The following is a 23,277-nucleotide window of genomic DNA, read 5'->3' as shown; positions in this document are numbered from 1 at the left end:
TTCTCGGTGTCGCATTCGGTCGATTCGACTGAGCGACGAAAGGAGACATAGTGACAGCAGCAATGAAACGAGAAACGAAGTTATCGGTACTACTAGTAACGACGATCCTCGTCGTCTCGTCTGCGTCGCTCGGCGGCGCGGTCCTCGCCGGGTCGCCGACCGCGGCCAACGCGGCCGAAGCGGACGGCGCGTGGCCCGGAGAGCGCGCGGACGGCGGACGAACCGGCGTGACGAACGCGAGTGGACCGAGCGCAACGTACGCAGACACCGCGTGGAAACCGGAAGGAGAGGGCGAACCGTCTGGCGTCGCCGTCGCCGACGGGACCGCCTACGTCGGTTACGAATCCCAATCCGACACCGCGGTCGCCAAGGGCGCGGTCGTCGCGCACAACGCGACGACCGGTGTGGAAGAGTGGAACAGAACCGACCTCTCGGTCGTGGTCGGCACGCCCGCCGTCTCCGGCGACACGGTGTTCGCGTCCACGGAGACGATTACCAGTCCGCCGAGCTACGATGTCGGCAAGGCCGGACTGTTCGCGTTCGACGCCGAGACGGGCGAGACGAAGTGGCGGTTCGAGGAAGCGACCGACTGGGCGACCGGTGCGACCGTGGCCGACGGCACGGTGTACGCAATTTCGAACAGGACTCTCTACGCGCTCGACGCCGAAACCGGCGAACGGCGATGGAGTACGGAGACCACGGAAATCCCGAGCTTTTCGTTGAGTGGCTTTGCAGTCGCCGACGGCAGCGTCTACGTGACCGGTGCCGAGGGAACCGTGACAGCGTACGACGCCAGCGACGGGAGCCAACAGTGGAACGTGTCGGTCCCGGCCGCGTCGGAGATGTCCGGTCCTGCGGTCTCGGACGGCGCAATCTACGTCACCGCACAGCCGAACGTCGTCTATCGGCTGTCGGCGGACGACGGGGGCGTCGAATGGCGACGACCCGTGCGGGCGAAGTTCGAGGACAGCGAGTCCGACTGGATTAGCGCCCCCGCGGTGACGGACGAGACGGTGTACGTCACGACCGACGACCACTACGAAGACGGCGACGACGAGCGTGTCGGTGCGGTTCACGCGCTCGACGCGAAGACGGGAACCGAAGACTGGCAGTTCCGGACCGCCGTGCGACTCACGAGCGCGCCATCGGTCGGCGCGAACTCGGTGTACGTCGGCGGCGACTTCCCCACGAAGGGCGACTACGGCCCGGGCTTCCAGGAGGGTGAAGACCCGACGAAGTACGTCCACTACCCGACCGCGCACACGGTCGTCTACTCGCTCGACCGAGCAGACGGAAGCGAGCGGTGGAGCTACGCGACCGAGGGTGGACTACGGTACGAGGACCCGTTCGTCACGGCACCCGCGAACGGTCACGTCTACGTCGCCGAGAACGACGACCGGTCATTAGAGTTGGGTGGAGAAGTCTACGCGCTCAACGGGAGCGAGACGAAACCGAGCGACGAGCATCAGGTCGCAGACGACGAACCGCGGACGCGGGACTCCGAACCGACGGCGACGATTCGGACCGCGCCGAAGGACGCCGAAGACGGAGAACTCGGCGGCAACTCGACCGTCAAACTGCGGGCGGACGCGAGCGACGAGGACGACGAGATAGTGACGTACGAGTGGGACCTCGACGGTGACGGCACCTTCGAGACCACGGGCAAACGCGCCGAAGTGACCGTTCCGGCGTGCGGCAGCGTCGAAGTCACACTACGCGTCACCAGTAGCGACGGCAAGACGGCGACGGAGACGATTACGCTCGACGCCGGAGCGTAGGCGAGCGACTTCTAGGACATCGGAATGCTTCGAGGACCGTCGAACGCTTCGACGGTCCTCGAATCGACCGGCGTCGCGGTCTTTTTTCACCGGTACGTCGAACGGCGCGCCGATACCGCCCACTCGATTTATCGGCTCAGCGGTAGTAACGCGTCTCGATGGGGGAAAATCAGCACGCGCGACTGTCGCGGCGGGCCGTCCTCGCGGCCGCCACGACGACCGGGGCGCTCGCAGGAATCGGGGGAGTACGGGGAGTGGAGAAATTCAGGCGGGTACAGGCGACCGAAATCGCGCTGGACGGAGCGGTCTCGGGGTGGGTCGGTCGGACGCCGCAATCGATCGCAGGGATGACGAATCCGGCGCTGTCGCTCGACCCCGGCGTGACCTACCGAGTCACGTGGACCAACGCCGACGGGGTTCCGCACAGTTTCGTGGTCGAAGACTCGGACGGGAACCCGCTCGTGGAGACGGACATCGTCTCCGAGCGGGGCGCGACACAGACCGTCGAGTTCGAGGCGACGCCGGCGATGGCCGAGTACTACTGCGAGGTGCACCCGCAGACGATGCGCGGGACGGTGGCGGTCGAATCGGGGGGCGCGACGAGCGGCGGCGGAGAAACGGGAGAGGAGACGGCGACGGGAACGGAGACGACGGCAGACGACGAAACTACCCGCGCGAGCGAGCGGCCGCCGGTGCTGGACGAGACGACCGTCGTGCTCGGCGCGCAGGTGGGCTACTGGCTCGGCCTCACGCCGGCCGGAATTCGGGGGCGACCGAATCCGACGCTTCGGCTCCGAGCGGGACGCGAGTACGACCTCGTCTGGGTGAACCTCGACGGCGTCGAGCACGACTTCCACGTCGCGGACGCGAGCGGCGAGGACCTCGCCGACACCAGTGACCGAGACGGCGTGGGCGAAACCCACGAGACGTCGTTCGAGGCGACACCGGCGATGGCCGAGTACTTCTGTGCGTTCCATCCGCAGTCGATGCGGGGCGGAGTCGAGGTCGTGACCGGCGAGGGACTCGTCCGGCGGTAGCGGAGACGCTTCGAACCGCTCTCTCGTCCGGGTTGCCAGACCGTTTCGGCCGGTAACATTTTGAACGACCGGGGTCGTACCTCGCGCTCGGTGGGGAAGAATGACACGATCGAGCGGTTCCGACAGTAACGACAACGCGAACAGCGACGTCGCATCGCGGCGCAGTTTCCTGCTGGCGACCGGCGCGGTCGGGGCGGCCACGAGCCTCGGCGGGCTCGCGGCCGGCCAGGGGACGACGACCGGCCAGGAAACCACGACGGCCGGCGGCCAGGCGACGACGATACTGCTCGGCGGCGAGGTCGAACACTGGTTCGGCCTCGCACCGTCGGCGATTCACGGAGCAGAGAACCCGACGCTCCAACTGCAGTCGGGCCAGCGGTACGAAATCGTCTGGATGAACCTCGACGGCCACGAACACGAACTCATCATCGAGGACGCGAACGGGGGCGAAATCGTGGCGAGCGAGTCGAACGAGCAGATGGGAGCCACCGCGTCGCTGACGTTCACGGCGAGCGAGGAGATGGCCCAGTACTACTGCGAGTACCACCCGAAGCGAATGCGCGGCGACATCCAGTTCGGCACCGGGTTCGAGACGACCACGGCCGGCGGGACGACGACAGCGGCGAACGGCACGACGACCGACGGTGGCGGCGGCGGTGGCGGTTACTGAAACCGCCCGACTCCTTCTTTGGGAATCGACCGGCGATTCGAGCGTCGGCGAGGTCGAAGTACCTGCGCGTGTTTCCGACCGGCCCTCTCAGTTTCACTTTCACCGCGGTCATGGCTCGCCCTTAACCCCGTCCGACGCCTACCCGATATCGGTATCCCACGGGAGGCACCCGACATGAAAACACGCGCCACCCCCACCGACGACCGAACCGAGAACAGCATCGAAACCTACGCCCGAACCGGCAGCGACGGGACGCCGGAACTCGTCGTCTACACCCCCGGCGAAACCCACGAGTGGATCAACGCCGCGTCGGCGAGCGTCGTCGACCTGGAGGACTACCGATGAGTACGCGACGCGACACTTCCGACGCCCCCGGCGACGCCGAGGGGTACTACATCGTGAGTCCGTCCCCGACCACGAAGAAGCGCCACCGGCCCGACGAAACCGGCGACGAACCGGCGTGCCGCACGTTCCTCCACCGCGACGACGCCGGGTGGCGGAAGCTCTCGGCGCGCCAGACCGTCTTCTACGACGATTGCACCCGCTGTTTTCCCCGCGAGTGACGGGCGCTCACCGCTCCTCGGCGACCGCCCGCCCGCTTCCGGCGGCGGAAACCACGTGGGCGTCCTCGGGGTCGAAACCGACCCGCAGGCGCTCTCGCTCCGGGCGTTCCTCGACCCGGAGCACCACGGGTCGGCCGTCCCAGTCGAGGTGGACCCGAAAGGATTCGCCGAGGAACTCGACGGTTTCGACCGTCGCCTCGAAGGCGTTCTCGGTCGCGCCGAGTTCGAGCACCTCCGGCCGCACGCAGAAGGTGACGGCCCCGCCCGGCGAGCGGTCGAGGTCGGCGACGCGGAACGCCGCGTCCCCGACCCGCACCGACCCGTCCCGGAGTTCGCCCTCGAAGACGTTGTTGTCGCCGACGAACTCCGCGACGAAGCGGGTCGCAGGCCGGCGATAGACGTCCTCGGGGCGGCCGACCTGTTCGACCCGACCGTCGTTCATCACGGCCACCCGGTCGCTCACCGCCAGCGCCTCCTCCTGGTCGTGGGTGACGTAGAGGGTCGTGATGCCGAGTTCCGACTGAATTCGCTTGACCTGGGTCCGCAGCGTCTGGCGGAGGCGGGCGTCGAGCGCGCTCATCGGTTCGTCGAGCAGGAGCACCTCCGGGCCGGGCGCGAGCGCCCGCGCCAGCGCGACGCGCTGGCGCTGGCCACCAGACAGTTCGTCGGGGTCCCGGTCGCCGAACCCGGCGAGGTCGACCAGTTCGAGCAGGTCGGCGACCCGCTCGTCCCGCGAGCGTCCCCGCGGCGTCTCGCGGAACCGCAGGCCGTAGGCGACGTTCTCCGCGACGGTCATGTGGGGAAACAGCGCGTAGTTCTGGAAGACCACGCCCACGTCGCGGTCCTCGGGGGCGACGCCGGTCATCTCGCGGTCGCCGAACCGGACCGACCCCGAGTCGGGCGTCTCGAACCCCGCGACCGCCCGCAGGGTGGTGGTCTTGCCGCACCCCGACGGGCCGACCAGCGTGAAGAACTCGCCGTCGGCCACGTCGAGGTCGACGGCGCGGAGCGCGGTCACGTTGCCGAAGGACTTCGAGACGGCGTCGAGGTGGAGGTCGGTCACGTCTCCCACCGCCCTCCCAGTCTGTCGACCGCGACGAACGCGACGCTGGTCACGACCAGCAGCACCGTCCCCATCGCGGTGGCCGGGCCGAGGGTCTGGCTGCCGATGTAGCGCTCGACGGCGACGGGCATCGTGTAACTCGAACTCCCCGTGGCCAAAATCACCGTCGAATCGAACTCGCCGACGCTGATGGCGAACGCGAAGGCGGCGCCCGCGGCCACTCCCGAGGCGACCAGCGGGAGTTCGACGTCGAGGAGCGCCCGCGCCCGGGTCGCCCCGAGCGCGCGGGCCGACTCGACCATCGAGCGGTCGACGCCCGCCAGCAGGGGCGCGACGTTCCGGACCACGAAGGGGTAGGCCGCGACGGCGTGGGCCGCCACGATGGCGACCGGCCCCGAAACCTGGACCCTCGTCCCCCAGAGTTCGACGCCGAAGACCAGTCCCCGGAGCATCCCGAGGCCGACGACGACGCCGCTGACCGCCAGCGGCGCCATCGCGGCGGTGTCGGCCAGCTTTCGCCCCCGGCCGCCCCGGGTCGTCAGCACCGCGACGGTGACGCCCATCGGGAGCGCGACGACGAGGGTGGCGACGCCGAACAGCAGGGAGTTGCGCACCGCCACGCCGGGCTTGGTCTGGAACGAGGCGCCCTCGACCTGGCGCTCGACGAGGAACCGGTAGTACTGGAGGGTGAACCCCTGCGGCCCGGTCAGGCTCTCGACGACCATGCTCGCCAGCGGGCCGACGAACACCACGGCGACCACGACGGCGTAGGCGAGGACGCCGGCGCGTTCGAGCGCGGCGCCGGGCGTCCAGTCGTCGGGGACGAGTCGCTTGCGGGCCGGCGGATTCGCCGCGCGCGCACCGCCGGCCTGCCGGGCCTCGTACCGGAGGTAGGCGTAGGTCAGTACGAGCGAGAGCACGGTTTCGAACGCGGCGAGCGTCGCGGCCTCGGCGTAGTCCAGGTCCTGGACCAGCGAGTACACCCACACCTCGACGGTCGCCAACTCGAACCCGCCGAGCGCGAGCACGATGGGGAACGACATGAACGTGAAGACGAAGGTTAGGAGCGCGCCCGTCAGAATCGCCGGCAGGAGTTGGGGTGCGAGCACGTTGCGGAACGCTCGCCGCGGGTTCGCGCCGAGCGAGCGGGCGGTTTCGACCATCCGGGCGTCCACGCTCTCCCACGCCGCGGTGGTGACCCGCGCGACCAGCGGCGCGTTGTAGAAGGCGTGGGCGACGATTATCGCTTCGAGGGTCAACAGCAGGTTCGCCCGGCCGAACCCGAGCGCGGCGAGCAGGTCGTTGACGGGACCGTTCGCGCCGAAGAAGGCGTAGAATCCGATGGCGACCATGATGGAGGGCAGGACGAACGGGACGATGGTCAGCGAACGAATCGTCCGCCGGCCGGGGAACTCGTAGCGAGAGAGGACGTAGGCGCCGGGGACGCCGAGCGCGACGCTGGCGACCGTCGAGAGTAGCGCCTGGAACGCCGTGAAGCCGAACAGCCCCAGCGGCGTGTCGGCGGCGACGTCGCCGAGTTCGGCGAAGTCGCCCGAGAGGAGCGGGGCGAGCACGCCGAAGTAGAACGGGTCGGTCAGCACCTCGGCGACGACCTCGGTCGTGAACCGTCCGCCGACCCGGACCGCGTCGGCGAACACCGTGAGGACAGGGTAGTAGAAGACCACGAGCAGGACCGCCGCCGTCACAACGCCGAGCACCGTCAGCGCGCGGCGTTCGAGCCAGTCGCCCGCGCGAGCGCGGGCGACTGGCTCTCGCTCGCGGGTTCCGGGCGCGCCGTCCGACGCTGGCGCTCCGGGCGCGCTACCGGACTCCGGGTTCTCGGTCGCGTCCTCGCGTCTGTCGCTCACTCGTCCTCCGTTCTCGTCGCCGGTCGGTTATCGCTGGCGTTACTTGCTGGCTATCTCGCGCGCCCACGAGTCGACCCAGTCGTCGACGTTGCCCTTCAGTTGGTCGTAGGTGAACGTGACGGGGTTCGGCGGCTCCTTGGCGTACTTCTTGAACTCCTCGCCCAGCGGCGCCCAGTCGGTCGCGGGGAACTGGACGTTGCGTTGGGCGATCTGCTTCTGGGCCTCCTTCTCGAGCATGAAGTCCATGAACGCCTCGGCGAGCGCCGACTGGTCGGTGCCGGCGAACTTCGCCATCCCCTCGGGGTTGGCGTACCCCTGGTCGTTGAGGAAGCCGACCTGGTGCTTGCTCATGTCCTTGTTGTAGCGGTTGGCGTACACCTGGTCGGTCGAGTACGACACGACCATCGGGGCCTCGCCGTTCTCGTAGGCGGTGTAGGCGTCGTCCCACGACCCCATTATCTTGGCGCCGTTGTTCGCGAGCTTCCGCCACCAGTCGAGGTAGCGGTCCTCGCCGACGGTGTGGACGGTCCACAGCAGGAACGCCCGGCCCGTGACGGCGGTCTTGGCGTTCTGGACGATGAGCTTGCCCTGGTAGCGGTCCTTCAGCAGGTCGGCGAACGTCGTGGGCGCCTGTTTAATCTGGTTCTCGTTGTAGACGAGGCTGATGTACCCCGTGTCGTAGGGCACTGCGCGGTGCTTCGGGTCGAACTTCAGGCTGTCCTTGACGTGGCCGTAGTTCGACAGCGACTGCGCCGTCGGTTCGAACAGCTTCTTGCCGCCCAGTTTCTCGTCGATGCGGATGAGGTGGTCGGGGTTGACTCCGACGTAGAGGTCGGCGTCGAGGTCGACGCCCTGGGCGGCCCGCTGGATGTAGTAGTTGAGTTCGTTCTCGGGCGTCCGGAACTTCACGGTCACGTCCGGGTGGCGCTTCTCGAAGGTCTGCTTGAGCCACTTGCCGGGCGAGGAACTCGGCGCGTCGACGAACGAACTGTACGTCGCGACCGTCAGCGTCCCGCTGAGGTTCTCGCGGGTCGTCTTCGCCGCCGCGGTTTCGGTCTCCGCGGTCGTGGTCGCGTCGCCGGTCGTCGTCCCGCCGTTCGCGGTCGTCCCCTGGCCGCCGGTCCCGCCGCCGGTGCAACCGGCGAGGCCGACGAGCGCTCCCGCCGCGCCGCTTTTGACGAAGGTTCGTCGTTTCATTACCCGGTTATTACAGTCGGTGGTACTTAATTCGCGTGATGTGCGGTCGCCCCGGTGCCGGGCCGGGCGAGAGTCGAGAGCCGAAAGCCTATCACCTCCGCTTGCGCAGGGTCGAACATGTCCGGAACGAGACAGCGCGCGGTGGGCGCCGTCTTTCTGGCGCTCGTCGCCCTCTCGGCCGCGGTGCTGTTCGACGTGCTCGCGACGGTCTTCTTCGCCATCACCGTCGCCTACGTCCTCGTCCCGCTCCACCGCCGACTGGTCGACCGGGGGCTCCCGCCGTGGTGGGCCAGCGCGGTCGCGACGGCGCTCGCGTTCGTCGGCGTGGTCGTCGTCTTCGCCTCGTTCGGCTTCCTGATATACCGCCGGCAGGCCGAGTTGCTCGCGCTCATCCGGGAACTCCCGCGGAGCACGACGGTCGAACTGTTCGGCTTCGTCTACACGCTCGACGCGAGCGTCGTCGTCAGACTCTCCCGAGAGTCCCTGACCGGACTCGCGCTGTCTATCGCCCGCCTCGCGCCCATCCTCGCGCTCAAGGCCACGCTGTTCGCGATGCTGGTGTTCGCGCTGTTGATTCACCGCGGAGAGGTCCGCCGGGCGCTGCTGGGACTGGTTCCGGCAGCCCACCGGGACATCGCGACCGCCTTCCACGAGCGCACCCGCGAGACGCTGTTCGCCATCTACGTCCTCCAGGCCGCGACGGCACTCGCCACCTTCCTCGTCGCGCTCCCGGTGTTCGTCCTGTTCGACTTCGAGTTCTACGTGACGCTCGCCATCGTCTCGGGACTCCTCCAGTTCCTGCCCATCGTCGGCCCCTCGTTTTTGGTCGCCCTGCTCGCGGTCCACCGGTTCACGGTCGGTGACGCGACCGGCGCGGTCCTGTTCGCCGTCGTGGCCAGCGTCGTCGTCGGGTGGCTTCCCGATGCGGTCGTCCGGCCGCGCCTCGCCCGCGAGACGGCCCACCTCCCCGGAAGCCTCTACTTCGTCGGCTTCACCGGCGGCCTGCTCAGCCTCGGCCCCGTCGGATTCATCGCGGGACCGCTCGTGGTCGCACTCCTCGTGGAGGCCTCACAGATGCTGACGGTCGAGGTCAACGGCCACGGGCACGAAGAACCCGAATAGCGGGCGGCCGTCGCGCTCCACGGCCTTTTCCGCAACTCCGGCGGATCGTCGTGAAAGAGTGCGAAGGACTTGACGTTAGTCGATCTGGAAAGGTTCATTTATACCCGTCGCGTGGGACTACCGCGTATGGGAACGTCCGGGCCTCCGTCACGACGCACGCCCGACGACACGCTCGACGTGTTCACCCGGGGCGATTCGCCCGGGCGACCACTCACGACGGGCGAGGTCGCTGACGCGTTGGACCGTACGGAGCATGCGACCGCCGAGCGACTCGAAGCGTTGGTCGAGTGTGGTGAACTGGAAACCAGGGAGGTCGGTTCGGACCGGCGACTCTGGTGGCGGCCGCCAGACAGGGGGTCGGCCGCTCAGTCGGGCACGGAGTCGACGCTCGAACAGGCGCAGTTTCGCGAACTCGTCCAGTCGGTCACCGACTACGCCATCTTCGTGCTCGACCCCGACGGAATCGTCCAGACCTGGAACCGTGGCGCCGAGCAGTTGAAGGGTTACGAGGAAGACGAGATCATCGGCGAGCACTTCTCGACGTTCTACACCGACGAGGACCGCGAGAACGGCATCCCCGAGCGAAATCTCGCGAGGGCCAGGGAGGACGGACGCACCGAGGACAAGGGGTGGCGGCTCAGGAACGACGGCGAGCGGTTCTGGGCCAGCGTGACGATAACGTCGGTCCGAGACGACGACGGTGAACTCCGCGGGTTCGTCAAGGTCACCCGGGACATGACCGAGCGCCACGAGTACGAACAGCGACTCCGCGAGCAGAAAAGGCGGTTCGAGACGCTCGTTCGGGAGGTCAAGGACTACGCTATCTTCCTGCTGGACTCCGACGGAATCGTCCAGACCTGGAACCGTGGCGCCGAGCAGTTGAAGGGCTACGAGGAGGACGAGATCGTCGGCGAACACTTCTCGACGTTCTACACCGACGAGGCCCGCGAGAACGGCGTCCCCGAGCGGAACCTCGAGAAGGCCGTCGAGAACGGACGGGTCGAAGACGAAGGCAAGCGCGTCCAGAAGGGCGGCGGGACGTTCTGGGCCAACGTCACCATCACGGCCCTCCACGACGACGACGGGAACCTGCGGGGCTTCGCGAAGGTCACCCGGGACATGACCGAGCGCCACCTGTACGAGCAACGACTCCGCAGTCAGCGCGACGAGTTGGACGAACTCAACCAGATAAACGCGGTCATCCGGGACATCGACCAGGCGCTCGTCACGGCGACGTCGCGCGAGGAGATAGAACAGGAGGTGTGCGACCGGTTGGCGGCGTCGAACACGTACTCCGCGGCGTGGACCGCCGAGTACACCGAGGACTACGAGACGATCACGCCCCGAGCGTGGGCCGGGGTCAGCGACGAGTACCTGGACGCGATTCGGACCACGGACGCCGAGATCGCCGAGCGGACGGAGAAGGGCGTCGGGGCGACCGCGCTCCGGACCCGGGAGGTCCAGCCCGTCCAATATCTGCGAAACGACCCCGCGGGCGAACCGTGGCGGGACGCCTCGCTCACGGCGGGCTACGAGTCGGCGATAACGGTTCCGCTCCGGTACAACGAGGTCGAGTACGGCGTCCTGACCGTGTACGCCGAGCACGAGTCGGCCTTCGACGAGCGCAAGATAGCCGTGATGAGCGAACTGGGCGAAACCATCAGTCACGCGATAGCGGCTATCAGGCGCAAGGAACGCGAACAGACGCTCACCGCGCTCCAGGAGTCGACCCGCGGACTGCTCCAGACGGAAACCCGCGAGGAGATCGGCGATATCATCGTCGAGACGCTCACGGACGACATCGCGCTGGCCGACGCGGTCGTCTACTCCTACGACGCCGACGAGGACGTGCTCGAACTGATGAGTTCGTCGCGCGGCGCCGAATCGACGACGGAGCGGGCGAGGTCGCTCACCGCCGAGGACGACGAGAAAATCCGGCGGAGCATCGCCGACGGCGTGACGCTGTTCGAGGGGGCCGCCCCGACCGACGACGCCGACGAAACCGGCGAGCGCCGGACGATGGTAGTGCCGTTGGGTGAGTACGGCGCGCTCGCGGTCGAGGCGGCCGACCAGGGGACGTTCGACGAGAACATGGAGAGCCTCGTCGAACTCGTCGCGGCCACCGCGGAGGCCGCGCTCAAGCGGACCGACCGCGAGCGCCGCCTCCAGCGCCAGAAGGACCGCCTGGACAGTTTCGCGAGCATGCTGGCCCACGAACTCCGCAACCCCGTCACCATCGGCCAGATATACGGGAGCCAACTCCCGGCCGAGGCGGCCCCCGACGCGGTCGAGTACGTCACCGAGGCGTTCGACCGCATCGAGGACATGATCGACGTCCTGCTGGTGCTGGCCCGGGGTCAGGAGGCGGTCGAGGAGGGGAGCGCGGTCCGACTCGCGGACGTGGCCGCGCAGGCGTGGGGAGAAGTGGAGACGCCCGAGGCGACCCTGGACGTCGCGCTCGATACCACGAGACAGGCCGACGAGACGTACATCCGCCACCTCTTCCGCAACCTCTTCGAGAACGCGGTCGAACACGGCGGGTCGGACGTCACCGTCACGGTCGGCGACTTACCGAACGGCTTCTACGTGGCCGACGACGGTCCTGGCATCCCGAAAAACGACCGGAAAACCGTCTTCGAGGCGGGCTACACGACCGCCGCCGAGGAAGGCGGGACCGGTCTCGGACTGGCGTTCGTCCAGCAGTTGGCCGAGGTGTACGAGTGGGACTGTCGGGTGACCGAGAGCGAGACGGGCGGCGCGCGCTTCGAATTCACGAACTTCGACGACTGACTCGCCGCGCGACCGGACGATTACGACCCCGTCTCGATGGGACCGCCGACGGCCTCCCACTCGGTCAGGCTTCCCTCGTAGAACGCGAGGTCGTCGTACCCCAGGAACGAGAGGACGACGTAGGTGTGGCTGATTCGTCGAGCGGTGTTGCAGTAGAGCAGCACGCGGCGGTCGGGCGTGATACCCCGGTCGGACAGTATCGCTTCGAGTTCCTCCCGAGGTTTCAATCCGCGAGAGTCGTCGTCGACGAGTTCCTTCCAGTCGAGGTTGACCGCGCCGGGGACGTGGCCCGCCGCGAACTCCTCGGGGGTGCGGGTGTCGACGATGACCGTGTCGTCGTCGGGCGCGTCCACCGCCACTTCGACCGCCTCGCGGTCGACCAGCGGCGAGGCGGCGGGTTCACGGACCTCGTAGGCGGTCGGTTCGGGGTCCGGGACGTCGGTGGTCGTCTCGTGCTCGCGGGTCCACGAACTAAAGTCGCCGTCGAGCAGGCGGAGGTCTTCGTGGCCGTACAGTTCGGCCGTGACGAGGAACCGCGCCGCGAACACGCCGTGGGTGTCGTCGTAGGCGACGATAGTGTCGTCGTTCTCGATACCCGCGTCGCCGAGCAGTTCGGCCCACCGCTCGGCGCCCGGCAACATCCCTTCGTCGCTCTCCTCGGCGCTCCGGAAGGTGTCGAAAGGGACGTTGACCGCGGTCGGCACGTGGCCGATGCCCTCGTACTCCCAGGCGTCGCGCACGTCCACGACGGCCACCTCGCCGAGGCGGTCGGCGAGCCAGTCGGCGCTCACTACGACGTTCTCCTGCATCACCCCACGGTAGCGCCTCCGAAGGCTTAATCTCCCGGTTCGGGCGACCTTTCGCGGGGACTCCGAGGTCCCGGTAAGTACTGCCGCCTCTCCGTCGGGGAGACACATCGCCTCTCGGGGAGGAGGGCGGCCGGGGCAACCAACTGGCAATCCTTTCCGGTAAAGCCGACACGAGGCGGTACCTACCGTGAGTAAAGGTAATATAACGCTACGTCGTCAAGGAGTGGACGTATGAGCGACACCGAGTACGCAAACGACGTTCTCGTCACGGCCGACTGGGTGGAAGACCACCTGGAGGAGTTCCAGAGCGACGACCCCGAGTACCGACTCGTCGAGGTCGACGTCGACACCGAGGCCTACGAGGAGAGTCACGCCCCCGGCGCCATCGGCTTCAACTGGGAGACGCAACTGCAGGACCAGACCCAGCGCGACATCCTCGAGAAGGGAGACTTCGAGGACCTGCTGGGCGGCCACGGCATCACCGAGGACTCGACGGTCGTCCTCTACGGCGACAACTCCAACTGGTTCGCCGCCTACGCCTACTGGCAGTTCAAGTACTACGGCCACGACGACGTCCGCCTGCTCGACGGCGGCCGCGACTACTGGCTGGAGAACGACTACCCGACCACCGACGAGGTGCCGGAGTTCTCCGAGCAGTCCTACGACGCCGGCGGCCCGCGCGAGTCCATCCGCGCGTACCGCGACGACGTCGAGAAGGCCATCGACCGCGGCGTCCCCCTCGTGGACGTTCGCTCGCCCGAGGAGTTCTCCGGCGAAGTGCTCGCCCCACCAGGACTCCAGGAGACCGCCCAGCGCGGCGGCCACATCCCGGGCGCGAAGAACATCTCGTGGGCCGCGGTGACCAACGACGATGGGACGTTCAAGGACCGCGACGAACTCCAGGAACTCTACGCCGACGAGGACATCGACGGCGAGGGCACGACGGTCGCGTACTGCCGCATCGGCGAGCGCTCGTCGGTCGCCTGGTTCGCGCTCCACGAACTGCTGGGCTACGACGACACCGTCAACTACGACGGGTCGTGGACCGAGTGGGGCAACCTCGTCGACGCGCCCATCGAGAAGGGCAGCAACTGACGACGGACCCGCGGCTTCGACCGACGGGCGAAACGAGACGCGTCTTCCCATTTTCCGCAACAGTAGATTACCGGCCGAGGGTCGCGCTCGGCGACACAGATCACGGGTAGCGCTCGGTGAACCAGCCGCCAGGGTGGGACTGAAAGGGGCCGGCCGCTACGCGAACCCCGGCGAAGTCAAGCACCGCAGGGTGCGCCGAAGGCGCGACCGAGGAGCGCATCGAGCCGCGGGAGCGTAGCGGCCGGGGGCTTTCGAAGCGGTCACTGACTCGGTTGTTGTCACTCGTAACTAACTGACGAACGTTTCCGAAACGGACACGTCTACTGTCCACTCTTTCCGCCGTCGCTACTTACAAACGCCCGCCCTCCGTACCACGAGCCATGAACGCAGAGGACTTCCTCGACGCGGTCCGCGACGACAACGAAACCGCCCTCTCACGACTCGGCTCCTCGAAGTCGCTGTACGCCGCGACCGGCGGCGAGATGGACCCCGAGGACGTGTTCCGGGCCGCCGCCGACTCGGAGTACGCCGCCGCCGAGACGTTCGAGGAGTGGGCCGACTCGGAGGACGACGACACCGCGCGCGAGGTCTTCGCCGAGACTGCCGACGAGGAGCGCGACCACTACGAGAAGGTCGTCGGAAAACTCGGCGAGGACCACGAACCGAGCGAGGTGCCGGCGCTCCACGAGTACCTCCGGGGCGTCGAGGACACCCAGGGCCGAGTCGGCGGCCTGCTCGGGCGCATCCTCGCCAGCGACCAGTCGAAGTCCCAGATGGTCGGCTTCTTCGTCGGGCAGGCCGACCCGCAGACCGCTCAACTGTTCCGCGACTTGGGCGACGATCTCGACGGCCAGTTAGAGCGCGCGACCGACCTGCTGGAGGAGGTCTGCGAGAGCGACGACGACTACGAGCGCGCGAAGGAGGCGGCCGGCGGCGCGATTCAGGCGGCCTACGAGGAGTACACCGAGTCACTGGAGTCGATGGGCGTGAATCCGAAGCCGGTCTGCTAGGTCCCCACCTTTCGTTCTACTTTTTTTCTTCGTCGGATGGCTAATTCGCCGAAGGCGAATTAGCCACCGCTCTCTGCTCGCGGCTCCGCCGCTCGCACGGTTCGTGGGAGCTTCGCTCCCACGGTGCTCGAGAAAATCCGGACCAAAAAGGACACGCTCGCTCACTTCGTTCGCTCGCATCTGAGAGCAACCGGTGCGACTACCGCCTTCCGGCCTCGTCCAGTGAGGAGCTGTCGATTGAGATACCGATTTGGAACGACTGTCATCGCCGGTAGGGCTTTTGCCGCGTCCGGCGTACCACCTTCGCCATGCCTCACAAGCGCCACCACCGATGCAACCTCTGCGGGAAGGACTTCGACAGCGGGGACGACCTCGAAGCCCACGTCGAGCGCAGACACCCCAAGCGGGATGTCCACTGGTGGGTCGTCGCCGAGGATCCCAACGACCTGTCGTTCGAGTAACTACTGTCGGAAATCCGGAACTGCCATCGGACTTTTGTCTGCACTCGTAGACGTTCCGGACGGATGGGTTCATCACAGCGCGACGGACCGTCGGGGACGTCGACCACGTCGGGCGAGGACCCCGACCCGTCGAAGGCCGACCGGTCGGAAGCGAGCCTCATCGAGTGGATTCGCGGGGGGCGATTCGTCCGGTGGATGCTCCTGCGGGGCAACCGGTTCGCCGTCTCGGGAGTCATCCTCGCGGGGATGGTCGTGGCGCTCACGGTGAGCCTCGTGGTGCTGGAACCGAACCTCAACGCCAAGCGGATGCGGTGGCTGTTCAACGGCCTCGTCAACGGTCTGCTCTCGCTGGTCACCATCGTCCTCACCATCAACCAGTTGATGCTCTCGCGGCAGTTCGGCTCGCCGGACGACCTCTACGACCGACTCAACGAACGCATCGAGTTCCGCGAGCGGATCGAGGACACGACGGACTCGGTCATCTCGCCCTCCCAGCCCGCGGGCTTCACGCGCGTGCTCTTCCGGGCGCTCCACGGTCGCGCGGCCGAGTTGGGCGAGGAGGCGACCCCGGACGACGACCGACTCCGGAACGAGATCGCCGACTACGTCGCCACCGTGCGCGACCAGACCAACGACGTGGCCGACGACCTCGAAGCCCAGCCGTTCGAGATGGACGGCCTGCTCACCATCCTCAACTACGACGACTCCTGGCAGTTCTACACGACCCGGCGGTTCCAGACCATCTACGGCGACCAGTTCTCCGACCGCGCGAACGAACTGCTGGAGGAGATGCGCGAACTCCTGAAGCAGATAGACACCGCTCGCCAGTACTTCAAGACGCTGTACCTCCAGCGCGAACTCGCCCAGCTCTCGCGGCGCATCGTCTACGTCGGGTCGGTCGCCATCGTCACCGCCAGCGTGGTCCTGCTGGCGTACAAGAACGCCTGGGCGCTGACGGTGTCGTTCCTCCCGTCGGTGGTCGCGATTTCACTCCTCACGGCGGTCACGCTCTCGCCCGTCGCGGTGCTGTTCTCCTACGCGCTCCGACTGGCGACGGTTTCGCGCCGGACGGTCGTGTTCGGGCCGTTCACCCCGGAGGAGGAACAGCGCGCCGACACCGACTGGAGCACCTAACCCGACCCCCACCTTTCGTTCCCACCTTTTTTCTTCGTCGGGTCGCCGGACAGGCCGGAGGTCTGTCCGGCAACCACTCCTCGAAAAAATCTGGACCAAAAAAGGGCACGCGAACGAGATGACCGCGCAGCGCGCGGTCATCTCGTTCGCATCTTCGGAGAACTGGTGCGGGCGCTTCGCGCCCTGCAAACCGCCACTGCACTCTGCCAGCGCACGCCAATTCGAAAACACTACCTCGCGCTATTTTCACCGGTTCCCCGGCGCGCGAAGTCGCACCCGGCAGGGTGCGACCGCGCGAGGGACGACTGAGTGCCCGCAGGGCACGAAGGAGTCGGTTGGGGAGGATGTGGTTGCGGTTACTCATTTGCATCGTGCGAGCAGGACGCTTCACCGCATAAACACCATCAACCATAGACTACGAGCAGGACGCTTCGATTGAGGAAAGAACACGTCTCTGCGGAGTGCGAGCAGGACGCCCGACTCGCAAAGACACCATTCGATTGCGGAGTACGAGCAGGATGCTTCGTCCGAAAGGTCCCTCCTCGGTAGCCCCGAACGACCGAAAGACACGACCACTTTCACTCCCCTCTTGTTCCCAAGCGACCGTCTCAAGTAGCTCCGATGCTTACCGTGTTCCAGTATGAGCGACGCCGACTCCGGTCCCCTCTCGCCCGACCAACCCGACGCCGAAAGCGACTTCCGGGTCGACGCGCCCTTCGACCCCGCGGGCGACCAGCCCGAGGCCATCGAGCAGTTGGCCGAAGGGTTCCGGTCTGGAATGGACAAACAGACCCTGCTGGGCGTGACGGGGTCGGGCAAGACCAACACCGTCTCGTGGGTGGTCGAGGAGATAGAGATGCCCACGCTGGTCATCGCCCACAACAAGACCCTCGCCGCCCAATTGTACGAGGAGTTCCGCAACCTCTTTCCGGACAACGCCGTCGAGTACTTCGTCTCCTACTACGACTACTACCAACCGGAGGCGTACGTCGAGCAGACGGACAAGTACATCGAGAAGGACGCGTCCATCAACGACGAGATCGACCGCCTGCGCCACTCCGCGACCCGGTCGCTGCTCACCCGCGACGACGTCATCGTGGTCGCGTCGGTTTCCGCGATCTACGGCCTCGGTGACCCGCGGAACTACGAGGAGATGAGCCTCCGCCTGGAGGTCGGCGACGACATCGGCCGGGACGAACTGCTCGCCCGACTGGTGGACCTCAACTACGAGCGCAACGACGTCGACTTCACGCAGGGTACCTTCCGCGTGCGGGGCGACACGGTCGAAATCTTCCCGATGTACGGCCGGTACGCGGTACGGGTCGAACTGTGGGGCGAGGAGGTCGACCGCATGATGAAGGTCGACCCCCTGGAGGGCGAAGTCGTCTCCCAGGAACCCGCGGTGCTGGTCCACCCGGCGGAGCACTACTCCATCCCCGAGAAGACCATGGAGGACGCCATCGCCGAGATCAAGGACGACCTCGACGACCGCATCCGATACTTCGAGCGGAACAACGACCTCGTGGCGGCCCAGCGCATCGAGGAGCGGACCACCTTCGACCTAGAGATGATGCGCGAGGCCGGCTACTGTTCGGGCATCGAGAACTACTCGGTGTACCTCTCCGACAGGGAGGTCGGCGACGCGCCGTACACCCTGCTCGACTACTTCCCCGACGACTTCCTCACGGTCATCGACGAGTCCCACCAGACCGTCCCGCAGATCAAGGGCCAGTTCGCGGGCGACAAGTCCCGCAAGGACAGCCTGGTCGAGAACGGCTTCCGACTCCCCACGGCGTACGACAACCGCCCGCTCACCTTCGAGGAGTTCGAGGAGAAGACCGACCGGACGCTGTACGTCTCGGCGACCCCCGCCGACTACGAGCAGGAACAGAGCGAGCAGATCGTCGAGCAAATCGTTCGGCCGACCCACCTCGTCGACCCGAAGGTCGAGGTCACCGACGCGCAGGGCCAGATCGACGACCTGATGGACCGCATCAGCAAGCGAACCGAGAACGACGAGCGCGTGCTCGTGACGACGCTCACCAAGCGCATGGCCGAGGACCTCACCGAGTACCTCGAGGAGGCCGGCGTCGCGGTCGAGTACATGCACGACGAGACCGACACCCTCGAACGCCACGAACTCGTCCGGGGCCTGCGCCTGGGCGAGTTCGACGTGCTGGTGGGCATCAACCTCCTCCGGGAGGGTCTGGACATCCCCGAAGTGTCGCTCGTGGCCATCCTCGACGCCGACCAGCAGGGCTTCCTGCGCTCGGAAACCTCGCTGGTCCAGACGATGGGCCGGGCCGCCCGGAACGTCAACGGCGAGGTGGTGCTGTACGCCGACCAGATGACCGACGCGATGGAGGCCGCCATCGACGAAACCCAGCGCCGCCGGAAGATTCAACAGCAGTTCAACGAGGAGCACGGCTTCGAAGCCACGACCATCGAGAAGGAGGTTTCGGACGCCAACCTGCCGGGGTCCAAGACCGACACCTCCGGCGTGACCGACGGCGAACCCGAAACCGACGACGAGGCCGCCCGGCGCATCGAGGACCTAGAAGACCGGATGAACGAGGCCGCGAGCAACCTGGAGTTCGAACTGGCCGCCGACATCCGCGACCGCATCCGGGAACTCCGCGAGGAGTTCGACGTGGACGTGGAGGTCGAAGGCGGCGTACCGGAGCCGAAAGGCGAGTTCTGACGGCTACTCCGCGGTGATTTCCCGGATTATGGGACGTTCCTTGTTTCCGAGGTTGGTTCGGTACACCATCCGAACCTCCCTCGGTTCGTCCTCGGTATCGAGTGAGAGGAAATCGTCTCCTACACGGAGGATTTTGTCAGTCTCGACCGATGAGTGGTGCTCCCAATCGTCGACGTGTTCGTCGGCCACTTGCACCGTGAGTTCGTGGGCTGGACCGGCACCCAAGTTCACGATTCCGTATTCGTCGCCCCGCTTGGCGACGAACAATGTTGGTCCGACACTCGCTTCACGGTCGCGTTTCTTTTCTCTAATCGAAAGTAGCGTGAAGACCGCAGAAAGGGAGGCGATGGAGAACGCAATCAGGTTTCCACGGTAGGGACCAGCCTTGAGAAAAGGAAGGTGATTCCCGATAGTTCCCCAAAGAGCGGCGAGGATAATTGGTACAAGGAACGCACTCAGGACGAGGAAAACGGAGAGTCTATCGAAACTTCCCGCTGCAATCTTTGACCAGTAGGTCTTGTTCGGGACGGTTCTTTGACTCAGTAAGTCGACTTCTGCCTCCTCAGAATGTTCCTTTGCAGTTTTACTCGTAGACATGACTCTTACCTGCCACCCGTTCCGCTTGAATCGTTCGCTCGGTTTCAATACCCAAGAGAATCAGGAACCTCACGGCGTCGGTTGTGGTCCGTACGGCGAACACTTTCGGCGCGCGCTGAACGGTTATGTCGCCGTTCTTCGGACTTCGACTCGATGGAAAGTCCACTTCGGAATCGAATCGGAAACGTGTTCGTCCCCGTGTCGGACATGGAGCGCTCGGTCGAGTGGTACAGCGAACTGTTCGGCCTGCCCGCGGAGGACACCGCTCACGAGGGGACCATCTACGACGTCGAGATGGCGGGCGAGACGGGGCTGGTTCTCGACGCCAACCGACCGGTCGAGAACTCCTCGCAGCCGCTGTATTTCTTCTGGACCGACGACGCAGAAGCGACGCGGGACTTTCTCGTAGACCTCGACGTCCCGGTCGTCATGGGGCCCGAAGACGTCGGGAGCGTCACCTTCGTCACCTTCGAGGACCCGGACGGGAATCAACTGATGGCGTGCCAGAAGAACGACCGAAACCCGCCTCACTCGTAGTTCGGCGTCGGCCACACGACGCCTCGAACGACTTCGAACCGCTTTCGACCGTTACGCCTCGCCCTCTTCGGCGCCGCTCTCGGCATCGTCTCCCTCCGCCTCCTGCACGTCCCCGTGTTCGGGGTCGGTGCCGTCGCCCTCGGTTTCGCTCTCGTCGAGTTCGCCGTCGCCGTCGTAGCCGTCCTGCTCCAGTTCCGAAGAGGGCGTCGTCCCCTTGTCGTCGACGTACATGTCGGCGTTGCCCTTCTCCATCCGGATGCCGTGCCAGTCGACGCCCCACTCGGTGAGTCGCGCGACGGTGTCCTGGGCCGCCTCCCAGGGCCGGGCGGTCCAGATGATGACGGTGTGGTCCTCCGCGTACTTCTCGTTGACCCACTGGACCATCTCCTCGTCGGGGTTCTCGGGTTCCTCGTTGACGTAGCTCTTCTCGCCCTCGGTCAGCGTCTTGTCGAAGTCGACCGCGATGCGCTTCTGGTCGGACATGGAGGCAGTACGACGGTCGGCAGAAAATGGCTGGCGGCCGCCGGAGGCGGCGCTCTCGTCGGTTCCGTCGTCCCGCTCGGGCCGTTCGCGCTCTCGTTCCGGAGTTCGCGTCTGGGTCGGCCTCGGTTCGCGCCGGGGGCCTCGGGCGGAGCGCTCGACGCCGAGACGGCGTCACTCCGTCTCGGCGTCCCGCAGTTCCTCGCGCTCCACGTCGAGTTCCTCCTCGCCGTCGGCCACAATCCCGCCGTCGTCCATGCCCGCGAGCAGCTCGTCGAGGTCGTCCAGTCCGAGTAGCTCCTGGGTTTCGGCGTCGAACTTCAGGCTCTCCAGCGTCTCCCCGTCGGTCTGCACGTCGCTACCGGTGAGGTGCTTGCCGTAGCGGCCGACCAGCGAGGACAGTTCCTGGGGCAGGACGAACGTCGTGGATTCGCCCTGGCCGATGGACGCCAGGGTCTCCATCCCCTTGTCGACGACGGCGCGCTCGCCCATCGACTCGGCGGATTTGGCCCGCAAGACCGTCGAGACGGCGTCGCCCTGCGCCTCGAGCACCTGTGCCTGCTTCTCGCCCTGGGCGCGAATCACGTTCGACTGCTTGTCACCCTGGGCGGTTTCGACGGCGCTCCGGCGCTCGCCCTGCGCTTCCAGAATCATCGCGCGGCGGCGGCGCTCGGCGGAGGTCTGTTGCTCCATCGCGTCCACGACGGTCGGCGTGGGCATCACCTTCTGGACCTCGACGGCCTCGACCCTGACGCCCCACTTGTCGGTGGCTTCGTCGAGTTCCTCGCTGATGCGGGCGTTGATCTCGTCCTGGCGGGAGAGCGTCGCGTCGAGGTCCATGTCGCCTATCACCGCCCGGAGACTGGTCTGGGCGAGGTTCGAGACGGCGCGCTTGTAGTTTTCGACCTCGAGGTACGCCTTCTCGGCGTCCATCACGCGGATGAACACCACCGCGTCGGCGACGACCGGCGAGTTGTCGCGCGTGATGGCCTCCTGTTCGGGCACGTTGAGCACCTGAGTCCGCATGTCGAAGGTGTGAGTCTGGCTGACCAGCGGGACCACGACGTTCAGCCCCGGCCCGAGCAGTTCCCTGTACTCGCCGAACACCGTCAGCGCGCGCTTCTCGTAGGGACCGACGATCTCGACGGCGCTGGCGAGCACCGCCAGCGCGAGTGCGACGACGAGCACGCCGACCACCGCGATGGGGTCGAGTTGCGGGAGGGCGAAGAGGAGGATACCGACCAAGACGGCGCCGGCGACGACCTTCGAGAGGTCGAAGCCGGAGGTGAGCCGTCCCAGGAGGTAGAAGGGACTGTCCATGCGAGTTACACTCGCCCCGAGCGGCTTAACAGTTCACCTTCGTGACGAGATAGCAGAAGCGCTCGACCGGTCCGACGGCTACTCCGGCGACCCGGCGCGAAGTCGAGCCTCGATACCGTCTTCGTCGTCGACGGCGATACCCTCGTCCGTCGCCGCGACGGGAATCCCCCGGTCGGCGAACCGTTCGCGAACCGAATCGAGCGCGTCCGCGTCCGGGACGACCACTTCGAACCACGACAGACCCCGTCCGCCGACCGGTTCGGTCCGGTGGTTCCAGGTGTTCGCCCCCACGTGGTGGTGATAGCCGCCCGCCGACACGAACAGCGCGCCGGGCGCGTCGGCCTGAATCTCGAACCCGAGGACCTCGACGTAGAAGCGCCGGAACGCCTCCAACGAGGACACTTCGAGGTGGACGTGACCGATATCGGTACCCGGCGGCACCCGCTGGTTGCCCGCGGCGGCGCCTTCGACGGCGTCGAGGTCGAGCGGCGTCGTCGTCATCCGAACGCGGTCGTCGTCGGCCACCGGCCACTCCTCGCGCGGGAAGTCGCGGTATATCTCGACGCCGTTGCCCTCCGGGTCGGTGAGGTACAGCGCTTCGCTGACGCCGTGGTCGGAAGCGCCGCCGAGTCTCCAGCGGTCGCGTATCCGGCCCAGCGCGTCGCCGAGCGCCGCGCGCGACGGCAGCCTGAACGCGTTGTGATAGAGTCCCGTCCCCTCGCGACGTCGCTGCGGCGCGTCCTCGTCGCCCTCCAGCACGAGGAGCGGCGTCTCCTCGACGCCGAGCACCGCCGTCGTCTCGGCGCGGCGGAGAACGCCGAGTCCGACCACGTCCCGATAGAACTCGGTCGCCTCCGCGACGTCCGAGACTCGGAGCGCGCTCCGCCCGATGCGGGTTTCCTTCGGCAACGGGCCCGCGTCCGGTGGTGAAGTCATGTTCTCACACCGCACGTTGGTGCGTCGCGTGGATATACCTTCGCGAACCCCGAGACAACCAGGTTACATCGACGTCATCGCGGCACAACCACTGTTATACCGACGGCCG

Annotated in this window: 21 protein-coding genes; 13 read left to right on the top strand and 8 right to left on the bottom strand. The window is 66.7% G+C overall.

Annotated elements, in window-relative coordinates; translation table 11 throughout:
• Positions 1-62: 62 nt before the first annotated feature.
• From NGM07_RS13425 to NGM07_RS13405, 5 genes are all read left to right on the top strand, one after another.
• Entirely contained in the window at positions 63-1,778 is a 1,716-nt protein-coding gene (locus NGM07_RS13425; RefSeq protein ID WP_253512378.1) for an outer membrane protein assembly factor BamB family protein, read from the top strand.
• Between the two features lie 158 nt (positions 1,779-1,936).
• Positions 1,937-2,815 (top strand): cupredoxin domain-containing protein, encoded by an 879-nt coding sequence (locus tag NGM07_RS13420; protein WP_253512376.1) that lies wholly within the window; start codon positions 1,937-1,939, stop codon positions 2,813-2,815.
• Positions 2,816-2,915: 100 nt separating this feature from the next.
• Positions 2,916-3,485: a twin-arginine translocation signal domain-containing protein gene (locus NGM07_RS13415; RefSeq protein ID WP_253512373.1), complete on the top strand. Its 570-nt coding sequence runs from the start codon at positions 2,916-2,918 to the stop codon at positions 3,483-3,485.
• A 174-nt stretch (positions 3,486-3,659) separates the two neighbouring features.
• On the top strand, positions 3,660-3,830 hold the full coding sequence (locus NGM07_RS13410) for a hypothetical protein (protein ID WP_253512372.1): 171 nt from the start codon (positions 3,660-3,662) through the stop codon (positions 3,828-3,830).
• Complete coding sequence (locus tag NGM07_RS13405) at positions 3,827-4,048, top strand: hypothetical protein (RefSeq protein WP_253512369.1); 222 nt, start codon at positions 3,827-3,829, stop codon at positions 4,046-4,048. Before NGM07_RS13410 ends, NGM07_RS13405 begins: the two co-directional genes overlap by 4 nt.
• A gap of 7 nt (positions 4,049-4,055) precedes the next feature.
• Here the strand turns inward: NGM07_RS13405 and NGM07_RS13400 are convergent, their stop codons facing one another.
• Genes NGM07_RS13400 through NGM07_RS13390 form a run of 3 tightly spaced genes read right to left on the bottom strand, consistent with a single transcriptional unit; the run spans position 4,056 to position 8,176 of the window.
• Positions 4,056-5,111: an ABC transporter ATP-binding protein gene (locus NGM07_RS13400; RefSeq protein ID WP_368410298.1), complete on the bottom strand. Its 1,056-nt coding sequence runs from the start codon at positions 5,109-5,111 to the stop codon at positions 4,056-4,058.
• Entirely contained in the window at positions 5,108-6,979 is a 1,872-nt protein-coding gene (locus NGM07_RS13395) for an ABC transporter permease (RefSeq protein ID WP_382193539.1), read from the bottom strand. The genes NGM07_RS13400 and NGM07_RS13395 overlap by 4 nt, the downstream gene beginning before the upstream one ends.
• A 39-nt stretch (positions 6,980-7,018) precedes the next feature.
• Positions 7,019-8,176 (bottom strand): thiamine ABC transporter substrate-binding protein, encoded by a 1,158-nt coding sequence (locus NGM07_RS13390; RefSeq protein WP_253512365.1) that lies wholly within the window; start codon positions 8,174-8,176, stop codon positions 7,019-7,021.
• Between the two features lie 117 nt (positions 8,177-8,293).
• On the opposite strand from NGM07_RS13390, the gene NGM07_RS13385 reads away from it, so the two are divergent.
• Together NGM07_RS13385 and NGM07_RS13380 are read left to right on the top strand one after the other, a co-directional pair.
• A complete protein-coding gene (locus tag NGM07_RS13385) occupies positions 8,294-9,298 on the top strand; it encodes an AI-2E family transporter (protein WP_253512363.1) in 1,005 nt (334 codons plus the stop codon).
• Positions 9,299-9,424: 126 nt separating this feature from the next.
• Entirely contained in the window at positions 9,425-12,088 is a 2,664-nt protein-coding gene (locus NGM07_RS13380; RefSeq protein ID WP_253512361.1) for a PAS domain S-box protein, read from the top strand.
• Between the two features lie 20 nt (positions 12,089-12,108).
• Here the strand turns inward: NGM07_RS13380 and NGM07_RS13375 are convergent, their stop codons facing one another.
• Complete coding sequence (locus NGM07_RS13375; RefSeq protein WP_253512359.1) at positions 12,109-12,897, bottom strand: sulfurtransferase; 789 nt, start codon at positions 12,895-12,897, stop codon at positions 12,109-12,111.
• A 231-nt stretch (positions 12,898-13,128) separates the two neighbouring features.
• Between NGM07_RS13375 and NGM07_RS13370 the strand changes: the two genes are divergently transcribed.
• From NGM07_RS13370 to uvrB, 5 genes are all read left to right on the top strand, one after another.
• On the top strand, positions 13,129-13,992 hold the full coding sequence (locus NGM07_RS13370) for a sulfurtransferase (protein WP_253512357.1): 864 nt from the start codon (positions 13,129-13,131) through the stop codon (positions 13,990-13,992).
• A gap of 380 nt (positions 13,993-14,372) precedes the next feature.
• Complete coding sequence (locus NGM07_RS13365; protein WP_253512355.1) at positions 14,373-15,002, top strand: rubrerythrin family protein; 630 nt, start codon at positions 14,373-14,375, stop codon at positions 15,000-15,002.
• Between the two features lie 308 nt (positions 15,003-15,310).
• Positions 15,311-15,463 (top strand): C2H2-type zinc finger protein, encoded by a 153-nt coding sequence (locus tag NGM07_RS13360; protein ID WP_253512354.1) that lies wholly within the window; start codon positions 15,311-15,313, stop codon positions 15,461-15,463.
• Between the two features lie 63 nt (positions 15,464-15,526).
• The gene (locus NGM07_RS13355; protein ID WP_253512351.1) at positions 15,527-16,597 is read left to right on the top strand and encodes a DUF7972 family membrane protein; all 1,071 of its coding nucleotides are present in this window, start codon (positions 15,527-15,529) and stop codon (positions 16,595-16,597) included.
• A 640-nt stretch (positions 16,598-17,237) separates the two neighbouring features.
• Positions 17,238-19,298 (top strand): excinuclease ABC subunit UvrB, encoded by a 2,061-nt coding sequence (uvrB, locus tag NGM07_RS13350; protein WP_253512348.1) that lies wholly within the window; start codon positions 17,238-17,240, stop codon positions 19,296-19,298.
• Between the two features lie 3 nt (positions 19,299-19,301).
• Here the strand turns inward: uvrB and NGM07_RS13345 are convergent, their stop codons facing one another.
• Complete coding sequence (locus NGM07_RS13345) at positions 19,302-19,895, bottom strand: hypothetical protein (protein ID WP_253512345.1); 594 nt, start codon at positions 19,893-19,895, stop codon at positions 19,302-19,304.
• A gap of 153 nt (positions 19,896-20,048) precedes the next feature.
• Between NGM07_RS13345 and NGM07_RS13340 the strand changes: the two genes are divergently transcribed.
• Positions 20,049-20,432, top strand: a complete 384-nt coding sequence (locus NGM07_RS13340; RefSeq protein WP_253512342.1) for a VOC family protein — start codon at positions 20,049-20,051, stop codon at positions 20,430-20,432.
• 51 nt (positions 20,433-20,483) lie between these two features.
• Here NGM07_RS13340 and NGM07_RS13335 read toward each other — a convergent pair whose 3' ends face one another.
• From NGM07_RS13335 to NGM07_RS13325, 3 genes are all read right to left on the bottom strand, one after another.
• Positions 20,484-20,915 (bottom strand): hypothetical protein, encoded by a 432-nt coding sequence (locus NGM07_RS13335; protein ID WP_253512340.1) that lies wholly within the window; start codon positions 20,913-20,915, stop codon positions 20,484-20,486.
• 171 nt (positions 20,916-21,086) lie between these two features.
• Complete coding sequence (locus tag NGM07_RS13330) at positions 21,087-22,232, bottom strand: SPFH domain-containing protein (protein WP_253512338.1); 1,146 nt, start codon at positions 22,230-22,232, stop codon at positions 21,087-21,089.
• Between the two features lie 78 nt (positions 22,233-22,310).
• Positions 22,311-23,168 carry a VOC family protein gene (locus NGM07_RS13325; protein ID WP_253512335.1) on the bottom strand — a complete coding sequence of 286 codons (858 nt, stop codon included), beginning with the start codon at positions 23,166-23,168 and terminating at the stop codon, positions 22,311-22,313.
• Between the last annotated feature and the right edge of the window lie 109 nt (positions 23,169-23,277).

This window comes from Halorussus vallis (genome assembly GCF_024138165.1).
GTDB lineage: Archaea > Halobacteriota > Halobacteria > Halobacteriales > Haladaptataceae > Halorussus > Halorussus vallis.
The sequence above is the reverse complement of the archived record's forward strand: the minus strand, read 5'-3'. Positions and strand labels throughout refer to the sequence as shown.